The sequence below is a fragment of the Paenibacillus sp. 276b genome, from assembly GCF_900107875.1.
GTDB classification, from domain to species: domain Bacteria; phylum Bacillota; class Bacilli; order Paenibacillales; family Paenibacillaceae; genus Paenibacillus; species Paenibacillus marchantiae.
Genome location: NZ_FNRR01000012.1, coordinates 1 through 20,211, shown reverse-complemented (window position 1 = coordinate 20,211; position 20,211 = coordinate 1). Strand labels below are relative to the sequence as shown.

General features: G+C 47.2%; 15 protein-coding genes. 2 read left to right on the top strand and 13 right to left on the bottom strand.

The window, feature by feature from the left end; all coding sequences use genetic code 11:
* Window positions 1-8 precede the first annotated feature (8 nt).
* Window positions 9-632 carry a YhbD family protein gene (locus BLV50_RS30900; RefSeq protein ID WP_090811888.1) on the bottom strand — a complete coding sequence of 208 codons (624 nt, stop codon included), beginning with the start codon at window positions 630-632 and terminating at the stop codon, window positions 9-11.
* A 221-nt stretch (window positions 633-853) separates the two neighbouring features.
* Between BLV50_RS30900 and BLV50_RS30895 the strand changes: the two genes are divergently transcribed.
* On the top strand, window positions 854-1,642 hold the full coding sequence (locus BLV50_RS30895; protein WP_090811885.1) for an alpha/beta hydrolase: 789 nt from the start codon (window positions 854-856) through the stop codon (window positions 1,640-1,642).
* A 168-nt stretch (window positions 1,643-1,810) separates the two neighbouring features.
* Here the strand turns inward: BLV50_RS30895 and argH are convergent, their stop codons facing one another.
* From argH to argC, 7 genes are all read right to left on the bottom strand, one after another.
* Window positions 1,811-3,214 (bottom strand): argininosuccinate lyase, encoded by a 1,404-nt coding sequence (gene argH, locus BLV50_RS30890; RefSeq protein WP_053779582.1) that lies wholly within the window; start codon window positions 3,212-3,214, stop codon window positions 1,811-1,813.
* Between the two features lie 107 nt (window positions 3,215-3,321).
* Window positions 3,322-4,557 (bottom strand): argininosuccinate synthase, encoded by a 1,236-nt coding sequence (locus BLV50_RS30885; RefSeq protein WP_063567516.1) that lies wholly within the window; start codon window positions 4,555-4,557, stop codon window positions 3,322-3,324.
* Window positions 4,558-4,650: 93 nt separating this feature from the next.
* Complete coding sequence (gene argF / locus BLV50_RS30880) at window positions 4,651-5,619, bottom strand: ornithine carbamoyltransferase (RefSeq protein WP_072733580.1); 969 nt, start codon at window positions 5,617-5,619, stop codon at window positions 4,651-4,653.
* A gap of 199 nt (window positions 5,620-5,818) precedes the next feature.
* Window positions 5,819-7,075, bottom strand: a complete 1,257-nt coding sequence (locus BLV50_RS30875) for an acetylornithine transaminase (RefSeq protein WP_090811883.1) — start codon at window positions 7,073-7,075, stop codon at window positions 5,819-5,821.
* A gap of 365 nt (window positions 7,076-7,440) precedes the next feature.
* Complete coding sequence (gene argB / locus BLV50_RS30870) at window positions 7,441-8,280, bottom strand: acetylglutamate kinase (RefSeq protein WP_090811882.1); 840 nt, start codon at window positions 8,278-8,280, stop codon at window positions 7,441-7,443.
* A gap of 369 nt (window positions 8,281-8,649) precedes the next feature.
* Entirely contained in the window at window positions 8,650-9,888 is a 1,239-nt protein-coding gene (argJ, locus tag BLV50_RS30865) for a bifunctional glutamate N-acetyltransferase/amino-acid acetyltransferase ArgJ (RefSeq protein ID WP_090811880.1), read from the bottom strand.
* Between the two features lie 116 nt (window positions 9,889-10,004).
* On the bottom strand, window positions 10,005-11,054 hold the full coding sequence (gene argC / locus BLV50_RS30860; RefSeq protein WP_072733584.1) for an N-acetyl-gamma-glutamyl-phosphate reductase: 1,050 nt from the start codon (window positions 11,052-11,054) through the stop codon (window positions 10,005-10,007).
* Between the two features lie 330 nt (window positions 11,055-11,384).
* Between argC and cls the strand changes: the two genes are divergently transcribed.
* On the top strand, window positions 11,385-12,833 hold the full coding sequence (cls, locus tag BLV50_RS30855) for a cardiolipin synthase (RefSeq protein WP_072733585.1): 1,449 nt from the start codon (window positions 11,385-11,387) through the stop codon (window positions 12,831-12,833).
* A gap of 221 nt (window positions 12,834-13,054) precedes the next feature.
* On the opposite strand, the gene BLV50_RS30850 is transcribed toward cls, so the two are convergent.
* From BLV50_RS30850 to BLV50_RS33025, 5 genes are all read right to left on the bottom strand, one after another.
* Entirely contained in the window at window positions 13,055-13,960 is a 906-nt protein-coding gene (locus tag BLV50_RS30850) for a YitT family protein (protein WP_063567523.1), read from the bottom strand.
* Window positions 13,961-14,059: 99 nt separating this feature from the next.
* A protein-coding gene (gene prfB, locus BLV50_RS30845) for a peptide chain release factor 2 (RefSeq protein WP_097115779.1) occupies window positions 14,060-15,173 on the bottom strand; the annotation gives its coding sequence in 2 pieces (ribosomal slippage) (window positions 14,060-15,100 and window positions 15,102-15,173; 1,113 coding nt in all).
* Between the two features lie 435 nt (window positions 15,174-15,608).
* Window positions 15,609-18,113, bottom strand: a complete 2,505-nt coding sequence (gene secA, locus BLV50_RS30840) for a preprotein translocase subunit SecA (RefSeq protein ID WP_063567525.1) — start codon at window positions 18,111-18,113, stop codon at window positions 15,609-15,611.
* A gap of 781 nt (window positions 18,114-18,894) precedes the next feature.
* A complete protein-coding gene (gene hpf / locus BLV50_RS30835; protein ID WP_053779540.1) occupies window positions 18,895-19,458 on the bottom strand; it encodes a ribosome hibernation-promoting factor, HPF/YfiA family in 564 nt (187 codons plus the stop codon).
* A gap of 376 nt (window positions 19,459-19,834) precedes the next feature.
* Window positions 19,835-20,211, bottom strand: a 377-nt coding sequence (locus tag BLV50_RS33025) for a hypothetical protein (protein ID WP_177031307.1), incomplete at its 5' end; no start/stop codon positions are given.

Sequence of the window (20,211 nt, the reverse complement as noted above, 5' to 3'; positions counted from 1 at the left end):
TCCTCTCCTTATCCCAATTTGAGTTTTAACTCTTCCATGAACGTCCCCATCGACTGCCTGAGAACGACCTTCACACCATTATCAAAATAAAGCTCTGTTCCTGCTGTTACCAGCATGAATGAAGGGACACCCATCTTGCGAATAAGCACCAGCTCGCTTGGTTTGCCTGTGAAACGATAATAATGCTCGGACATGACATCGATTAGCAGCGTACCCTCCTGCCGGGTAATATCTCCGCTCATTAGCAGCTTATCGAGTACATAAAGCATCATGATCTGCTCCAAAGCATACAGCGGCCGCTCCCGACCCGCTTCTTTCAACAGCTCAAGCGAAATGTTCGAAACAATGTTTCGCTCTAACAGCTCCTGAGCGGACATTTCCACTTCACCCAGCGTTGGTGAAAACACGTCTGCCAGTTCATCCAGTGACAAGCCGTCTTTCATATTGAGAATCTTGTCAATCCGCAGTAAAATCTGTTGTTTTGGAAAAAAAGTTTCTTGTCCCGTATAGGACGACTTCCGAATAAACCATTCCTCCGGAATGAGATTCTTCCGTTTCCAGCGGTACAACTGGCCGTAGGAGATACCCGTCAGGTCCAGCAAATCTTTTTTGGAGATCAAATCATCCGTCATATATGGTCCCCCTTTGTGTTGAAAAGAGTGTAACATAACATTGTTACGCTGTAAAGAAGATGAATAACTAGTGGTGAATTTCTTATTATTGCAATGAAAAGACTTTGCGTATAACCTGTTTATTATAGATACTATGGAACCATTATGGATTCAGATCCCATCCTATTGAATCGGGTCAGAACACATCGTTAATGGACTTATGAAAGGGGTTTCTCCTATATATGGCACTTATTAAATGTGACTTTTACTCCGACACGCTTGGTCTAAGCACCAGTATGCATGTTATTCTTCCACAACAGACCCACAATCAGATTGGCATGGAGAACGTATCCGGCCAAGGGTTACATCCCACGCTGTATCTGCTGCACGGCCTATCGGATGATGACTCCATCTGGCTGCGTCGTACATCCATCGAACGATATGTTGCGGACCTTGGTATTGCTGTTGTAATGCCTCAGGTCCATCGCAGCTTCTATACGGATATGGCGGAAGGTGGACGCTACTGGACATTCATCAGTGAAGAGCTGCCTGCACTTGCACGTTCCTTTTTCCCGCTATCACACAAACGTGAGGATAACTTTGTTGCCGGATTGTCCATGGGTGGCTACGGGGCATTCAAGCTGGCACTTCACAAACCGGAGCAATACGCCGCTGCGGCAAGTTTGTCCGGAGCACTCGACATGGTAGCGCATATGGATAACCGAATTGTTAAGGCATTAAGTGATGCTGAATTCAAGCGGATTTTCGGAGCAGAGATTAAAGGTTCGGAGAATGACTTGCTGCATCTGCTCGAAGAAAGCAAAGCAATTCAGGGCCCAAAACCTTTGCTCTACCAATGCTGTGGGACAGAAGATTTCCTGTATGAAGAGAATCAATCGTTCCGTCAAGCTTGTGCACAGACCGATTTCCAACTGACGTACGAGGAAGAACCCGGTGGACATGACTGGGGATATTGGGACGAGAAGATCCAGAATGTGCTGAAATGGTTGCCTTTGCGTGAACGTGAATAGCGAACACTGGCACTCCAATGACAGAACAACCTTCCGATCGCTGTTATCGTGTAAATGTTGAGTTGAACATTCTAGATCGTTGTAACACACAAAAAAGCAGGCCTTGAGAAGAAATTCTCGGCCTGCTTTTGCGTTGTATATCTTTATTTCATTCTAGTAACTGTGGCATTATCCCCGATTGGTGATCCATTGCTCTGTAATTTCCAACACCTTTTCACTCCGTCCAATCGCCTCAGCCACCTGATTGGAAGCTGTTCCGCCGTAAACATTACGAGCATTTACAACCGCTTCTGGTTGCAGCACGTCGTAAATACGCTCATCGAACAACGGAGAGAACTGACGGAATTCATCGATGGTCAGATCCAACAGATACTTACCGTTCTGGATACAATACAATACCGTCTTACCGATAACTTCATGCGCTTGGCGGAATGGCAAACCTTCGCCCACGAGGAAGTCCGCAATATCTGTAGCGTTGGAGAAATCCTGATTGACTGCTTGACGCATCCGACCCTTGTTGACCGTCATCGTTGCAATCATCGGAGCGAACAATTGAAGTGCACCTTCAAGCGTCGCTACCGTGTCAAACATGCCTTCCTTGTCTTCCTGCATGTCTTTGTTGTAAGCGAGCGGCAGAGATTTCAGCACTGTCAGCAAACCGATCAGGTTGCCGTACACACGTCCTGTTTTACCACGAACGAGTTCCGGAACGTCCGGATTTTTCTTCTGTGGCATAATGCTGCTGCCCGTGCAGAATGCATCATCCAATTCAACAAATCCAAACTCCGTGCTGCTCCAAAGTACCAACTCTTCGCTCAGACGGGACAAGTGAGTCATGATCAGTGAAGCGGCTGCCAGGAACTCTACGATAAAGTCACGGTCGCTGACCGCGTCCAGACTGTTCTCATATACACCATCGAAGCCCAGTTGTTCCGCCACAAAATGACGGTCAATTGGGAACGTTGTGCCTGCAAGCGCACCTGCACCCAGTGGCAAAACGTTAATGCGTTTGTAGCTGTCCATAAGACGCTCTGCATCCCGTTGGAACATCGATACATACGCCATCAGGTGATGAGCGAACAGAATCGGTTGTGCACGTTGAAGATGCGTATATCCCGGTACAATCGTATCAAGATTATCTTTGGCTTGTCCGATCAGCGCTTCCTGCAACGAATGCAGCATGCCAACAAATCCAACTACGCGCTCACGCAAGTACAAGTGCATATCGGTTGCCACTTGGTCATTCCGGCTGCGTCCTGTATGTAATTTGCCGCCTACAGGGCCGATGGTATCGATCAGGTTTTTCTCAATATTCATGTGGATGTCTTCATCCGATACGGAAAATTCCACTTCGCCTGCACGGATTTTATGCAGAACAGTGATTAAACCTTCCTTAATCGTTTCTACATCCTCTGCTGGCAGAATTCCACATTTGCCCAGCATCGTGACATGAGCCAGACTTCCTTGAATATCTTCCTCTGCCAACGCTTTGTCAAAGTTGATTGACGCTGTATATTCCTCAACCAGGTGATTGGTTTGTTTGGTAAAACGTCCTCCCCACAGCTTGCTCACAGTGAGTACTCCCCTTTCGCTCATGGACAAAGCCGCTCCTGCCAGATGTGCAAGAACGGCCCGCCTTGTCAGTTATTATCGTGATGCTTTATATGCATAATGAAAAATTAGTTTTTGTTTTGTTCCACACCGGAATTTACTTTCAAACGTAATGCATTCAGGCGGATAAAGCCCGTTGCATCTCCTTGATCGTAGGCTTGTGTTGGATCAGCTTCCATCGTGGCAATGTCAGGGTTGTACAGGCTGACAGGGCTTTTCACACCTGCGCCGATGATGTTGCCTTTATACAGTTTCACTCGAACGGTACCTGTTACATTTTTCTGGCTTTCGGTCACCAGCGCTTGCAGCGCCAGACGTTCCGGTGCGAACCAGAAGCCGTTGTAAACGAGTGTGCTGTAACGTGTGATTAGGCTATCACGCAGGTTCATGACTTCACGGTCCATCGTGATGGATTCCATTTTGCGGTGCGCCGTGAACAGAATTGTTCCACCTGGTGTCTCGTATACACCACGGCTCTTCATGCCGACGAAGCGGTTCTCTACCATGTCCACACGACCGATACCATGTTTGCCACCCAGCTCATTCAGTTGCTCCATCACTTGCAGTGGGCTCAGGCGCTCACCATTCAGTGCAACACAGTCACCTTGTTCGAATTCAAGTTCAACATATTCCGCTTGATCCGGCGCATCTTCAGGTGCACTGCTAAGCAGGAACATGTCTTTGTTCTCGTCCGCACTTGGATCGAACCAAGGATCTTCGAGCACGCCACTCTCATAGCTGATATGCAGCAGGTTACGGTCTGTGGAGTATGGTTTAGCCGCCGATGCGGTTACCGGAATGCCGTGTTTTTCTGCGTAAGCGATCATCTCGGCACGTCCAGGGAACTGATTGCGGAATTCTTCCAGGCGCCAAGGCGCGATGACTTGGATGTCTGGTGTCAACGCAGCTGCGTTCAACTCAAAACGAACCTGGTCATTCCCTTTACCCGTAGCGCCGTGAGCAATTGCTGTAGCGCCTTCTGCACGAGCGATATCCACCATACGTTTAGCGATCAGTGGACGTGCGATACTTGTGCCAAGCAGATACTGTCCTTCATAAAGGGCACCAGCTTGGAACATTGGATAGATGAAATCTTTGGCGAACTCGTCACGCAGATCATCAATGTACACTTTGGAAGCGCCTGTAGCGAGAGCTTTTTCCTCAAGGCCGTCCAGTTCATCCTTTTGTCCAATATCCGCCGTAAATGCGATAATCTCTGCATCATATGTTTCTTTCAACCATTTCAAAATTACAGATGTGTCCAACCCGCCTGAATACGCGAGTACAATTTTTTCTTTAGCCATGTTCAATGGTCCTCCCCAAGATCAGTTGCTATAAACTTTTATCTATCATCGCGAAATCTGCGCCTAAAATCAACCCATTCAGGCAAACAGCATCTATTCGCTCATTAACGCAGCCATCAATGCTTTCTGCGCATGCAGTCGGTTCTCCGCCTGATCAAAGATCAGGGAGTTTGGCCCGTCAATCACTCCAGCACTCACTTCTTCTCCACGGTGAGCTGGCAGGCAATGCAGGAACATATAATCCGGCTTCGCGCCTTTCATCAGTTCCTCATCGACCTGATACGCAGCGAATGCTTGTTCACGAATCTTCTGTTCCTCTTCAAAACCCATGCTCGCCCATACATCCGTATACACGATATCTGCATCTTTCACAGCTTCCTGTGCACTGTACGTTACAGTCACCTGTGAGCCGCTTTCCTGTGCAATGCTGCGCGCTTGCTCTACAACTGCGCTGTCAGGCTCATATCCTTCCGGAGTCGCTACCGCAACATGCATACCCATCTTCGCTGCACCAAGCATAAGGGAATGAGCCATGTTATTGCCGTCTCCGACATAAGCCATTTTCAGACCTTCCAGCTTGCCTTTGTGCTCCAGCACAGTTTGGAAGTCTGCGAGTACTTGGCACGGATGTGCTGCATCGCTCAGTCCATTAATAACCGGAATATCCGCATGTTGTGCCAGTTCAGTCACATTATGGTGTCCAAAGGTACGAATCATGATGCCGTCCAGGTAACGTGACAGGACTTTGGCTGTATCATGTGTCGTTTCCCCGCGACCGAGTTGGATATCATTTTTGCTCAGGAAGAGCGCGTGTCCGCCCAGTTGGAACATACCGACTTCAAAAGATACACGCGTACGTGTAGATGATTTTTCAAAAATGAGTCCGATCGTTTTGCCTTGGAGTGGCTGATACGGCACACCGTTTTTTTGTTTGCCTTTAATCTCAATCGCAAGGTCCAGCAAATAGCGGATTTCCTCCGCTGTATAATCTGTAAATTCAATGAAATCTCGGCCTCTAAGATCGACCTTCTGTACCTTTTCCGTCTGTTGCGCTTGTGTCATGTTAGTGTTGTCCTCCTTATTTCCGGTTCCCTGCACCCGCATGGGCAGAAAAGTGTAGAAGGTTGATATCTTGCCATCCGACTACTCACTTTCATCTTCCGCTAGTTTACCGCGCGGCTACAGGGATTCATGATTCATCATTTAGTTCCGCTTCGAGGCCCATGAAGGCCCCGAGTCAGAAAGGTTGTATAAAGCCTTATTAAGCGTTCTTCGCCGCAACATGCTCTTCAATCAACGTAGCAACCAAGGATACCGCCTCATCGATCTCTTCCTTGCTCACATACAAGTTTGGAAGCAGACGAATGACATTCGGTCCTGCGGAAACAAAGAGAATGCCTCGTTTCTGACCAGCAAGCACGATGTCGCCTACCGCTTCAGCACATTCGATTCCAACAAGCAGACCCAAACCCCGAACTTCTTTTACAAACGAATTACCAGCCAAACGCTCCCGCAGAGAGTTCATCAGGTATTCGCCCATTTCAGCTGCACGCTCTGGCAAATGATCTTCGAGCATGGTTTCAATCGTTGCAATGACCACAGCAGAAGCAAGCGGTGTACCGCCAAACGTTGTTGCATGACTGCCCGCAGTAAACGCATCCTTCAAATAACCTTTACCCAGCATCGCACCTACAGGGAATCCACTACCAATACCTTTGGCTACCGTGAAAATGTCCGGCTCAATGCCATAATGCTCATGCGCGAACAGTTTGCCTGTACGTCCCATTCCGGTCTGTACTTCGTCTACAATCAACAGCAGTCCGTGCTCTTCACACAGTTTGCGAACGTGGTGGACAAAATCTGGTTTGACCGGATGCACGCCACCCTCGGCTTGCACCATCTCCAGCATAATCGCTGCTGTATTGGGTCCGATCGCCGCTTCGAGAGCCGCTGTGTCATGCAATGGTACGGTTACGAATCCGGCTGGCAATGGCAAAAATCCTTCTTTCACCTTATCCTGCCCAGTTGCTGTCAAGGTTGCAAGTGTCCGTCCGTGGAAAGACTGGGCAAATGTAATAACTTCGTACCGACCTGTGCCTTTTACCTTCTGATGATAGCGACGCGCCAGTTTGATTGCCGCTTCATTCGCTTCTGCACCACTGTTACAGAAGAATACAGCGTCTGCGCACGTATTTGCAGTCAACAAAGCCGCTGCTTTTTCCTGACCGGGAATCTGGAACAGGTTGGATACATGCCACAGCTCATCAATCTGAGCTTTCAGCTTGGCTCCGACTTTCTCCGGTGCATGGCCCAGACTCGTTACAGCCAACCCGCACATGAAATCAAGATAACGATTGCCTTGATCATCCCACAGCCAGCTGCCTTTACCTTTGACCAAACTGATTGGATAACGGGCATACGTTTGGAAAAGAGAGCTTTCCGTCTGTGCCGCTGCACCTGTCGCTGCTACGCCCGCTACTGCTGTGCCAGAACCTGGCTGTTCATTGCCTTTTGCCATCACCTATCACTCCTTATTTGTTGGTATGAGTACACTAGGCAAACCATATAAGCTAAACCTGCTTTCCACAAGGCCACTCCGATTGCAGTCCACCTTCCGAACATATGCATACTCCCACTTCGATGACAGAACAACCTTCCGATCGCTGTTATCCCCAGATTTCTTTGATTAATTGTTTAAAGGTGGAAATCCAGTGATAAAGGCGCACGCTCCGCTTCTTCAGGTTATTTCTGTCCTCTCCGTTCTCGCGTTTTTGTTTCTTCAGATTGGTACTGCACTCTCCGTTCTCGTGTCATGTCCAGTTCATCTTATATAAAAAATGCCGTGTACATAATGTTGATTCCTCTGGTTATCACAACTTCACCTTACTGCATACGGATAATTCGGGTTCCGATCGTTTCTCCGCCGAGCACACGGCTCAGGATCTGTGGTTCGCTGCCATCTACGATGATGACCTCACGCACTTTGCCGTGAATACAAGCGATCGCTGCACGCACCTTTGGAATCATGCCGCCATAGATTTCTCCGGTTTGGATCATATCCTCAATTTCCTGAACAGAGACGGATTGCAGTACTTTTTTCTCGCCGCCTACATTCTTCATGATGCCAGGGACATCGGTTACTACGATCATCCGACTCACTCCGAGATGGGAAGCTACCGCACCTGCGGCTGTATCCGCATTGATGTTATAACGCTGACCGGATGCATCCACACCAACTGGCGCAATAACTGGCATATAGCCCATTCCCACAATACCTTGAATAATCTCCGCGTTAACGCCAGTTACGTCACCTACCCAACCGATCTCTGAATGGTTGCTAACCGGTTTCGCCTGGATCAAACCACCGTCCACACCCGACAATCCCAGCGCACGTCCACCAACACGTTGGATTAAACGTACGATCTGTTTGTTAATACTCCCCGCAAGAACCATCTCCACGACGTCCAGCACGGGTTCCGTTGTTTTGCGCAATCCATTCACAAATTCGGTCTCAATGCCCAGCTTCGCCAAATTATCCGAGATCGCAGGGCCGCCGCCATGTACAATGACAGGCTGAGTTCCCTGGGACTGCAAGTCACGCAGATCTGCAAAAAAGGATTCAGGCAACGCCGCCAGCGTACTGCCTCCACATTTCATTACAAACGTCTGCTTCTCGGCACCTGCTTCAGTTCCGGTACTCTCATTTTGCAATGTTGAATTCATGAGGGCACTCCTTTCAATTCAAATGTTCTAACGAGATTAACACTTCATTGATGCAATATTCTTCGGCTGACTTTCCGAATCCGGATCGTTCTTTCGATCGCTGTTGTCTCCAGGTTTTTTTTGAATCCCCTCTTTTGAGGGGAAAACCCGGAGACAGCTTATGCTTCCGATGCAGCTTTCTTTCAGAAAGCTTTTAGGCGAACGCTTCGCTTCTACAGAATCGATTCCGACTCCTCCACTGCCTTCGCCAGTTGTCAAACACCAAGGATGAGTTTAAATCTCATATATAATTTTCAACATATTTTACGAAGCAGCTACTCATAGGAAAGCTGCATTCTCCGTTAACTTGTAAATATAAATAGTTACTTATTACGTGCGGTATGCCGCGTTAATTCGTACATAGTCGTACGTCAGATCACAGCCCCATGCAATGGCTGTTCCGTCGCCGTGGTGCAGATCGACTACAATACGTACGGTATCGGTCTGCAAGTAGGCCAGAGCCGCTTCTTCGTCAAATACGACTGGACGGGATTGGGAGAGTACAGCGATTTCTCCAAGACGGATATCAACCGTTTCCGGGTTCACCGGCTGTCCTGCTCGCCCTACGGCTGCAATAATTCGTCCCCAGTTGGCATCTGCGCCAAACATCGCGGATTTCACCAGGCTGGACCCAATGACGGTCTTTGCAATAGCTTGCGCAGATTCATCACTTACGGCACCCGTTACCTGTACTTCTACCAGCTTGGTTGCTCCTTCGCCATCGCGCGCAATGGCTTTGGCAAGCACCTCACATACATAAGTAAATCCGGCAGCAAAAGCTTCCCAATCCGGATGTTCCATAGTCAGTTCTTCGTTACCTGCCAGACCACTGGACATTGCTACCAGCATGTCGTTCGTGCTCGTATCTCCATCCACTGTAATCATGTTAAATGTATGATTGGTCGCCTGGCGTAACAGCCGCTGCAACGCTTCTGCACCAATGACCGCATCAGAGGTCATAAAGGCCAGCATGGTCGCCATATTCGGATGAATCATCCCCGATCCCTTGGCGGCACCTGCAATGGTAATCGTTTTACCGTTCACCTCAACGGAGACGCAGGCTTCCTTTTTCACCAAATCAGTTGTCAGAATAGCTTGGGAAAAATGCTCCGCTTCTTCTGCTTCCTTGCCCAAACGTGCCGGAAGTCCGCTAATCCCCGAGTGTACAGCGTCCATCTTCAGCAATTCACCAATGACACCTGTAGAAGCGACAGCAACATCCTCTTCTGCTACCCCCAATTCACGTGCAGCCGCCGTACGCATGGCGTAGGCATCCTCTTCACCTTGTTGTCCAGTACACGCATTGGCATTCCCGCTGTTCACGATGACTGCCTGAAGGCGTCCATTGCTCAAGCTCTCACGTGTGACTTTCAAAGGTGCAGCCTGGAACACGTTCGTTGTATACACCGCAGCTGCAGTTGCCGGCACGTCACAGCGGATCGCTCCGATATCGTTACGAGACGTTTTTTTCAATCCGCAGTGCAGTCCACCAGCAGTGAACCCGTGCGGGGTTACAATCGTTCCGTTCTCAACTATAGTAAAAGCCTTTTGCTCCACATTTGTTCCCATATGTTATCCCCCGTTATGCGTTCGGCTGCATGCCGATTGTCCGCTTGCTTTGCCTGAACCGTCTTCCCCACGTGGTTTCGGAATTGCGTCTAGACACTCTCCCAATGATTCAAACCTTATGGATATACCGGCGTCATGTTCAGCCCGAGGTTCTCCTCCCATCCCATCATCAGGTTCATATTTTGAATGGCTTGCCCGGATGCACCTTTTACCAGGTTGTCGATGACCGAAATAATCGTCAAACGACCTGTACGAGGGTCAGCTGCAAATCCGATATCACAATAGTTCGATCCGTACACTTCCTTCGTTGAAGGCCAAATCCCCGGCTCACGTACACGCACGAACGGCCGATTCTCATAATATTTGCGGTACAGATCAACGATTTCACGGTCACTGTGTTCACCAGTTAGATTGGCATACATCGTACTCATAATTCCACGAGTCATCGGTACCAGTTGAGTTGTGAATGTTACAGTGACTGGAGTTCCAGTGATATTCCCCAGCACTTGCTCAATTTCGGGAATATGCTGATGTTTGTTCAGTTTATATGCTTTGAAGTTCTCATTCATTTCTGCATAATGATTCGTCAAACTTGTTCCCCGTCCCGCACCCGACACTCCAGATTTGGCATCAATAATAATACTGGAAGGATCAATCCATCCTGCTTCAACAGCTGGAATCAATCCGAGTAACGTAGCCGTTGGGTAACAGCCTGGGTTGGAAATAAAGTTCTTGCCCTTCACTTCGTCGCCATACACCTCTGCCATGCCGTATACCGCCTGTTCCAGCAATGATGCAGATGGTGCCGGATGTTTATACCACTCTTCATACACCGTTCCATCCTTGAGTCTGAAATCTCCAGACAGATCAATGACCTTAAGACCTGCTTCAAGCAGACTCGGAACGAGCTTTGCGCTTACACCAGACGGGGTTGCTGTGAACACCAGATCTGCACGACTTGCGATCTCAGCCGGGTCTACGCCGTCGAGTGGCCTCTGAATCACGTCCGTCAAATGCGGGAATCCATCTGCGATGGACTCACCACTGCTGGATGAAGAGATTACCGAAGTAATTTCAACCTGCGGATGGTTCTGGAAAAAACGAATCAGCTCCACCCCGCCGTAGCCGGTGGAACCGACGATTGCCACTTTTAATTTGTTATTCACTCTCGCTCCCCCAATCTTGTCGTATGCGCTACTTATACTGTTCTCCTGCTCCCAATGAGCTTTCATACAGCAATTCCGTCGCTTCTATGCATATTTGTGTATTATTATACGACTCTAGTTATATAAATACAACACTCTATCATCAATTTTACATGGATTCTCATCGCTTCCGAACATATCTTTCCAACATCTGCGGACGAACCCGTATACTTCTGCTAAAATACGTATTATAGGAAACATTACAACCAGGATCTAATTCATAATCAATCTACACGATAAAGGGTTTATGAATGGATTCATGATGGTCATTATGAGACATGGGGGACTACAGTGCATATCGAATCCATTTTACTTGTTGTACTCCTGGGCCTGAATATTATTTTCGCTGCAGCGGTCGTTTTCTTCGAACGAAAGGATGCCAGTGCATCCTGGGCTTGGCTGCTCGTCTTGAACTTTATTCCGGTGTTCGGGTTTGTACTCTACTTATTAACAGGGCAAAACCTGACGCGCTACCGACTTTTCCAGTGGAAAGAGCGCAAGAAGCTTGGGCTTGAAGAACGTATTGCTGCCCAGCTTGCACAGCTGCAAGACAATAGAACACCTTTCCGTAATCAAGCGACAGAGAGTAGTCAGGACATGATATATATGAACCTGAAGCAAAACGATGCTCTGTTGACGGAAGACAACGCGGTCGAGATTATTACCGACGGAACAGACAAATTTCAGCGGTTGCTCGATGATATCGAGGCAGCAAAAGATCATGTTCACGTGCAATATTACATTTATAGAGGCGACCGACTCGGTAAAAGAATCCGGGATGCACTTATTCGTAAAGCGCGAGAAGGTGTCAAAGTTCGTCTGCTGTATGACGCGCTGGGATCGCGGCGGGTATCCAAACGTTTTTTCAAAGAATTACGCGAAGCAGGCGGTTTAGTTGAGGTCTTTTTCCCATCCAAATTCAGTTTGATCAACCTACGTATGAACTACCGAAATCACCGTAAAATCGTCATCATTGATGGCAACCTTGGATATACAGGCGGGTTTAATGTAGGGGATGAATATCTCGGGTTGAATTCCAAGTTCGGTTACTGGCGCGATACTCATTTGCGTATTCAGGGTAATGCTGTTCATGCTCTTCAGACTCGTTTTCTCCTGGATTGGAATGAAGCGTCCAAGCAGCACGATACACCATATGTTCCGGCGCATTTCCCTCATATTGAGGGCACAGGAACAACTGCTATGCAGATTGTATCCAGCGGACCGGATGCAGAGACAGAGCATATTAAGAACAGTTATCTGAAAATGATTAATGGAGCCAAACATTCGATTCTGATCCAAACACCTTATTTTATTCCAGATGCCAGTGTATTCGAAGCCATTCGTCTTGCGTGCCTGTCAGGAATCGATGTTCGCATTATGATTCCAAATAAACCGGATCACGCCTTTGTATATTGGGCTACGCTATCTTATATCGGTGAGTTGTTAAAAGTGGGAGCAACCGTGTTCATCTACGATAACGGCTTTATTCATGCCAAAACGCTCATTATCGACAGTATGGTCGCATCTGTGGGAACCGCTAATATTGATTACCGCAGCTTCCGATTGAACTTTGAGGTAAATGCATTTATGTATGACGAGGCGATTGCGACTACTCTTGTGCAGACGTTTGAGCATGATCTTCTTGTATCCCGTGAGATGACGCTGGAGGAATACAATAAACGCAGTGTGAAGATCAAATTTAAAGAAGCGATTTCTCGTCTGCTGTCTCCGATTCTGTAAATACAGTAGTTATAGCAGATACAGTAAGTAGTACAGTGATTTTCGTTCCAAAAGACAAAACAAAAAGCAGGTACTTCCTTTCCAGCTATTTCTGGTGGAGGAGTACCTGCTTTTTTAGATTATATCTTTACTTGCTCAAAGTTAAACGAATGACCTTTACACTGATCTCCATTATCAAGTGAATGTTAAGTTCAATTATAGAGTGCCCTACTCGCTGTACCTTACAATTCCCCACGCTTAAAGCCTTCGCCCAGTACTTCATGCGCATTGCTAATAATGACAAAAGCCCCAGGGTCCACTGACCGAATTAAAGCTTTTAGTCTCGGCACCTCATTCTGTCCAACGACCACCATCAGTACGGTTCGCTGATCATCGGTGTAACCACCTTTTGCCTCCAGCTTCGTCAGTCCGCGATCCAGATCATCCAGAATCACCTTCGTAATCGGTTCGGTCTGGTTGGAAATAATATAAGCTACCTTGGAGTTACCAAGCCCCATCTCGACGGCATCAATGACTTTTCCTGTAACGTATAACCCGATCAGAGCAAAGAGTGACTGCTCCAATGACAATACAAAGGCTGCCATAATAATGACCGTAGCATCCATCATCACAACGCAAAGAGAGTAACTCAGTCCGCTGTATTTCTGAACGATTCTGGCCAGAATACTCATGCCCCCTGTTGAACCTCTACCTCGGTATACAATTCCAATCCCGAGACCAACCCCAATTCCTCCATAGAGAGAACCGAGCAGTGGATTTGTTGTTGGAATGGCCCAGTCTTTCGTAAGATATACAAACAGTGGCAGTACAACGCTGCCGAGTACAGAACGTATACCATACTGCTTGCCAATCAGGAGAAAACCAGCGATCAGAAGCGGAATATTAATAGCCCACTGGGTGTATGCCGGCTCAAGTCCCAGCCAATGTTTGCCCAATATCGATAACCCGGATACCCCACCTGAAGCAATCTGATTCGGAAGTAAAAATAAATTAAAGGCCACGGCAATCAAAAACGAACCTAAAATAATGGATACGGTATCTACAACGTTTCTCCATGGGCCGTTCAGGGGAATGAGCGTGGTTAACCTCTTCTTGCGGTTATTGTGTAACTGCTGTTGCTGTTGCATGTCATCTTGCTCTCCTTTTTTGTATATATGCTCAAAAAAAAGCCCCTGTATACACCCAGCATACGCCTACACGTATCGGGTCTATACAGGAACTTTTGATTAATCGGTATCTACTTTAATCTGGCTGCGCAAATAACCATCGATGAATCCATCGAGGTCGCCATCCATTACTGCTCCTGTGTTTCCAGTCTCCACGCTCGTACGGTGATCCTTTACCATACTATAGGGATGGAACACATAGGACCGAATCTGGCTACCCCACGCAATATCCGACTGTTCTCCTCGGATTTCGTCCAGATGTTGTTTTTGTTCTTCAATTTTACGCTCATACAATTTGGAACGAAGCATCGTCATCGCCCGCTCACGGTTCTTGATCTGTGACCGTTCATTCTGGCACGTTACAACCACACCTGTTGGAAGGTGAGTAATCCGTACCGCTGAGTCGGTGGTATTGATATGCTGTCCACCCGCGCCACTCGCACGGTACGTATCGATCTTGAGATCTTCTGTCCGAATGTCCAATTCAATGGTGTCATCAATCTCAGGAACCACATCACAGGATACGAAGGAAGTATGTCTGCGTCCTGATGAGTCAAAAGGTGAGATCCGTACCAATCGGTGGACACCCTTTTCGGCTTTCAGATACCCATAAGCATTATGCCCCTTGATGGATAGCGTGACACTCTTGATGCCTGCTTCATCTCCTGCCAGATAATCCAGCACCTCAACCTTGAAACCACGTTTCTCGGCCCAGCGTGTATACATCCGCATCAGCATCTGTCCCCAGTCCTGTGACTCGGTACCACCAGCACCCGGGTGAAGCTCCAGAATCGCATTCATCTTGTCATACGGCTGATTCAGGAGAAGCTGTAGCTCGAACGCTTCTACCTTGCTTACGATGGCTGTCACGCTGTTGCCGATCTCCACAGCCAGATCATCGTCGCCTTCCTCGTCAGCCAGTTCTGCCATCATCACCGCATCGTCATAATCCTGCTGCAGCTTGGTGTATTGATCCACAGATCCCTTTACCGCGTTCAGCTCAGCGATTAAAGATTGTGCCTTATCATTATCATCCCAGAAATCCGGGGCGGACATCTTCACTTCGAAGTTCTCAATCATCTCTTGCTTAAGATCTAAGTCAAAGAGACCCCCTAAGATTTGTTAGTTTCTTGCCTATTTCACGCAGGTCCTGCTTCACGCTTGGATCGATCATGTGCAATTCCTCTTTTCATTAAGATAAGCTCCCCGCATCCAGGGCATTCCTCTAGATCAAGTTTCCGATGTTTCACCTTGGAGTCTGGGTTACCTTTATGTCGGCAATCCTCTTCTCCATGTTCATGGTCACATAGTTATAACTATGCACCAATTACAGGTTATGCATCCTTCACTTGATCATTTGGAATACCCGGCTGCAAGGAGCCGTTCATGTCATTCTATTTAAGTTGATCCAGCATTCGTTACACCTTACCACTCCAATTGCAGTAGCATCTTCTGATCGCTCTTATCCCCAGATTTTCTCGATTTCCTCTCACAAGGGAAAAATCCGGTGATAAAGGCGAACGCGTAGCTTCTCCAGATTGCTTCCGCACTCTCCGTTATGGTGTAAAAAATTTAGATCCAACTTATACACAGGGTAATATAAGAGAGTCTACTCTTGACCGTGGCAGTGTTTAAACTTTTTGCCGCTGCCACATGGACAAGCATCGTTACGTCCGATTTGGTCAGACACTTTTACCGGACGTTTCTCCGTAGGTTCGCCGCTTGTCGAGATCTGACTTTCGTCAACAACCGCTTGACGTTCCTGGTTGCTCTCGATTTGTGCTCTCATCACATAGGTTGCTACTTCTTCCTGAATCGAAGCAATCATCTGATGGAACATTTCAAAGCCTTCGAACTGGTACTCACGAAGCGGATCTGTACCGCCGTAGGCACGAAGGTGGATACCTTGACGCAATTGATCCATCGCATCAATATGATCCATCCATTTGCTATCTACTGCGCGAAGCACAACCACTTTCTCGAACTCACGAACCATCTCTTCACCGATTCGCTCTTCACGTGCATTGTACTTGTTCTGAACTTTCTCAAACAGGTAGTCGATAATCTCTTCTGCTTCTTTGCCCCACAGATCATCTTTCGTTACAGAGCCTTCATCCAGCAATTTGCTGTTCATGTAGTCAGCAACTTCCTGCAGCTCCCAGTTTTCCGGAATATCATCACTGCAATGAGCTTCAACGATACGTTCAATGGAAGGCTTGATCATATCCATAACGATCTGTTTGATATTTTCGGACTCAAGCACCTCACGGCGTTGTTTATATATAATCTCACGTTGTTGGTTCATAACATCATCATATTGGAGAACGACTTTACGTACGTCAAAGTTATTACCTTCAACCCGTTTTTGTGCCGACTCGACCGCACGGGTAATCATCCGGCTCTCAATCGGTTGGTCTTCTTCAAAACCAAGACGCTCCATCATGTTCAGTACATTGTCTGCACCGAAACGTCTCATCAGTTCATCACCCAGTGACAGGTAGAACTGTGTAGAACCTGGGTCACCTTGACGTCCTGCACGTCCACGCAGCTGGTTATCAATCCGGCGAGATTCGTGACGCTCTGTACCGATGATATGAAGGCCGCCCACTTCAGCTACACCTTCGCCCAGGATAATATCTGTACCCCGTCCAGCCATGTTGGTTGCAATCGTTACTGCACCGGCTTGTCCAGCTCCTGTGATGATCTCCGCTTCTTCCGCGTGATATTTGGCGTTCAAAACCTGGTGACGGACACCACGGCGTTTCAGCATATCAGAAATACGCTCCGAGTTTTCAATGGAGACCGTACCAACCAGAACCGGCTGGTTCTTGCTGTGACGTGCCACGATTTCTTCCACAACCGCGTTGAACTTGCCATCGATGCTCTTGTACACCACATCAGCCATATCATCCCGTTTGTTTGGACGGTTGGTAGGGATCTGCAGTACTTCGAGACCGTAGATTTTTTTGAATTCTTCTTCCTCGGTCTTCGCTGTACCCGTCATTCCCGCAAGCTTACGGTACATCCGGAAATAGTTCTGGAATGTAATCGTAGCAAGTGTCATGCTCTCGTTCTGTACTTCAATGCCTTCTTTGGCTTCAATCGCTTGGTGCAATCCATCGCTATAACGACGTCCTGCCATCAAACGGCCTGTGAACTCATCGACGATCAGTACTTCTTCATCACTCACCACATAATCGACGTCACGACGCATGATTACATTGGCTTTCAATCCCTGTACGATGTGATGGTTAAGCGTAACATTGGCATGATCATACAAGTTTTCGATACCAAATGCTTTCTCAGCTTTCGCTACACCAGCTTCTGTCAGCGCTACGGATTTCACCTTGATGTCCACCGTAAAGTCTTCTTCTGGAACCAGACGTTTCACGAAACGGTCAGCTGCATAGTACAGATCCGTAGATTTCTGAGCTTGTCCGGAAATGATCAGAGGTGTACGTGCCTCATCGACCAGAATGGAGTCCACTTCATCAATGATACAGAAGAACAATGGACGTTGTACCATCTGCTCTTTGTACAACACCATGTTGTCACGCAGATAGTCAAAGCCAAATTCATTATTCGTACCGTACGTAATATCACATGCATAAGCATGTTGTTTCAAAGCATGGTCCATACCGCTCAGGTTAACCCCTACCGTCATGCCCATGAATTCATAAATTTGTCCCATTTCCTGGCTATCCCGTTGAGCCAAATAATCATTGACTGTTACCACGTGTACACCTTTGGACGTCAATGCATTCAGGTATACCGGGAGTGTTCCTACCAGTGTCTTACCTTCACCCGTCTTCATCTCTGAAATCCGGCCTTCATGCAGGGCAATGCCTCCGAGCATCTGTACGTCATAGTGACGTTTGCCCAGTACACGGCGAGATGCCTCACGTACGGTTGCAAATGCTTCAGGAAGAAGTTCATCTGTTGTTTCTCCCTTTTCAATGCGGGCACGGAATTCATCCGTTTTGGATTTCAGTTGTTCATCAGACAGAGCCTGAAATTGTGGTTCCAGTTTATTGATCACATCGACTGTCTTCATCAGACGTTTAACATCACGTTCATTCATGTCGCCGAAGATCTTTTTGACAAGTCCTAGCATGGTATACCCCTTTCGTGCAAAACAGAATAGACCCCCTGTTGCCGCCGCGCGACACCATCGGATGGATATGCATCCACTTGCCCGGGGGTGACAAACGATATAAAAAATAATATGAATGAATCAACTCCAGGCTTGCCAAGGTTCCCTCATGAAGCTGATTCGGTATTCAACCGGATCCGGTTATTAGAAATAAGCCGAATACCGAGCCTTATGAATCATGTTCATGGTGCTGTGCCTGTCATTGATTATGATTAGCGATCATTCGTTGACAATTCCCCATCAGGACAATGATTCTCTTGCATAAATTGTAACAGTTTGTAAGGGTCGCCGCAACACGCCACGGCACACTTCTTTGAACTTCTGAAGCCTCTTCGATGGAGTTTAAGTGCAAAAAATCATAGTCGTTAGCGGAAGCCCTGGATTCTATCGTTTCATTTTCCAGTTAGATAAGGCATGTTCACGAATTTTGGTGGTAAATTTGGATGAAAATCTCAATATAGAGAAAAAGAATACATCTTCAACGACTTATCCGTGAGTACTTATAATTTTGCTTTCACTTTGCACGGATTGGCCTCATTCCTACTATCTATTAGACGCAGTAACATGGGAAATAGTTTCACAATCTTGCTTCAGCGACTTTTTCCAGCTCCACTGCGCACAAAAGAGCCCCATCCCATAAAGGATGGAGGCTCTTGTTAGTTTAATCCAATACAGGAATCCCACGTATCCCTGTCTTCATTCGTTATCATTAAGGAATCATTTTTCATTTCAATTCATTGGTTCAACCTTGTTCAATCAAACCGTATTTACCATCGTTCCGTTTGTACACAACGCTGACTTCTTCGTTCTCAATGTTGGAGAATACGAAGAAATTGTGGCCGACCATGTTCATTTGGAGGATAGCCTCTTCCACGTCCATTGGTTTCAACATAAACCGTTTCGTCCGCACCACTTCCAGGTCATCATCTTCGGTCTCCGCATCCAGTTCAGCGGTAGCTACTGTACCTGTCGGATCTTCGACGAAGAGCGTTTTCAGGCTGCCTTCCTGGCGGAACTTACGGTTAATTTTCGTTTTGTGTTTACGGATCTGACGTTCCAGCTTGTCCACCACGGAGTCAATGGAAGCGTACATATCGTCACTCTCATCCTCGGCGCGGAGCACAATGCCTTTCAAAGGGATCGTCACCTCTACTGTATGCAAGCCTCTCGTCGTGCTCAGGGTAACAGCACCGTCAGAGTTAAGGGGTGCATCGAAATACTTCTCGAGTCTACTCAACTTTTTGTCGACATAATCCTTCAAAGCATCGGTAACCTCGATTTGTTGACCTCGAATACTTAAATTCATAGGGCACTCCTCCTTTTCCTTTGCCACTTCATTATAACACGAATGTAAGCGCCATGTAAAAACTCCCGGTGACCGAATAATGACATCTGTTCAAGCCACATCAGCCAGCATAGGCTTGCCGCCATATTTCGCGATATTTCACCATTTTGAGGCATAATCGTTAATTAACATGGATGATCTTATTAGGCGCTTGATGATGTAATTAACCGTTTCCGAGCTCCTTCAATCTATTAGGGTATACTTCATAGAAAAATAGCCCTATGGATGTTCTCTCTCCATAAGGCTACACAGTAATATATTTTCCGAACTATATTAAACACTAAAAATTTCGCTTCTTTAGCTTTTGCCTTCTACTACTGCAGTGCTTATAATTGTCCTACTCTGACTGGAAGGACTCAATCACAGCATTTCCATCCTGATACATTGCAATTTTAGCGGCTTTGACTTTCGTACCGTCCTCCACCAATGTAATGCGGTACGGAATTGTTTTATTGCCGTTTGCCTTCACTTTGGCCCAATCCGCTGGACTCAACACACTTCCTGTAATGGAGATCTGTCCATCTACAACCGAAATGGCTTCTGCATTGAACGATACTTCATACTTGTTCTTGATATATTCTTTGATTTCTCCCAGGGTGCTTGGCACTTCGGCACCACTCTCATTAACTAAACCTGCTGCTAAGAACTTCGCTCCAGTTGCGGTTACTCTGGCAACGTTAAGCGTTTTTAATCCGTTCGCTGGCGCGGCTAAAT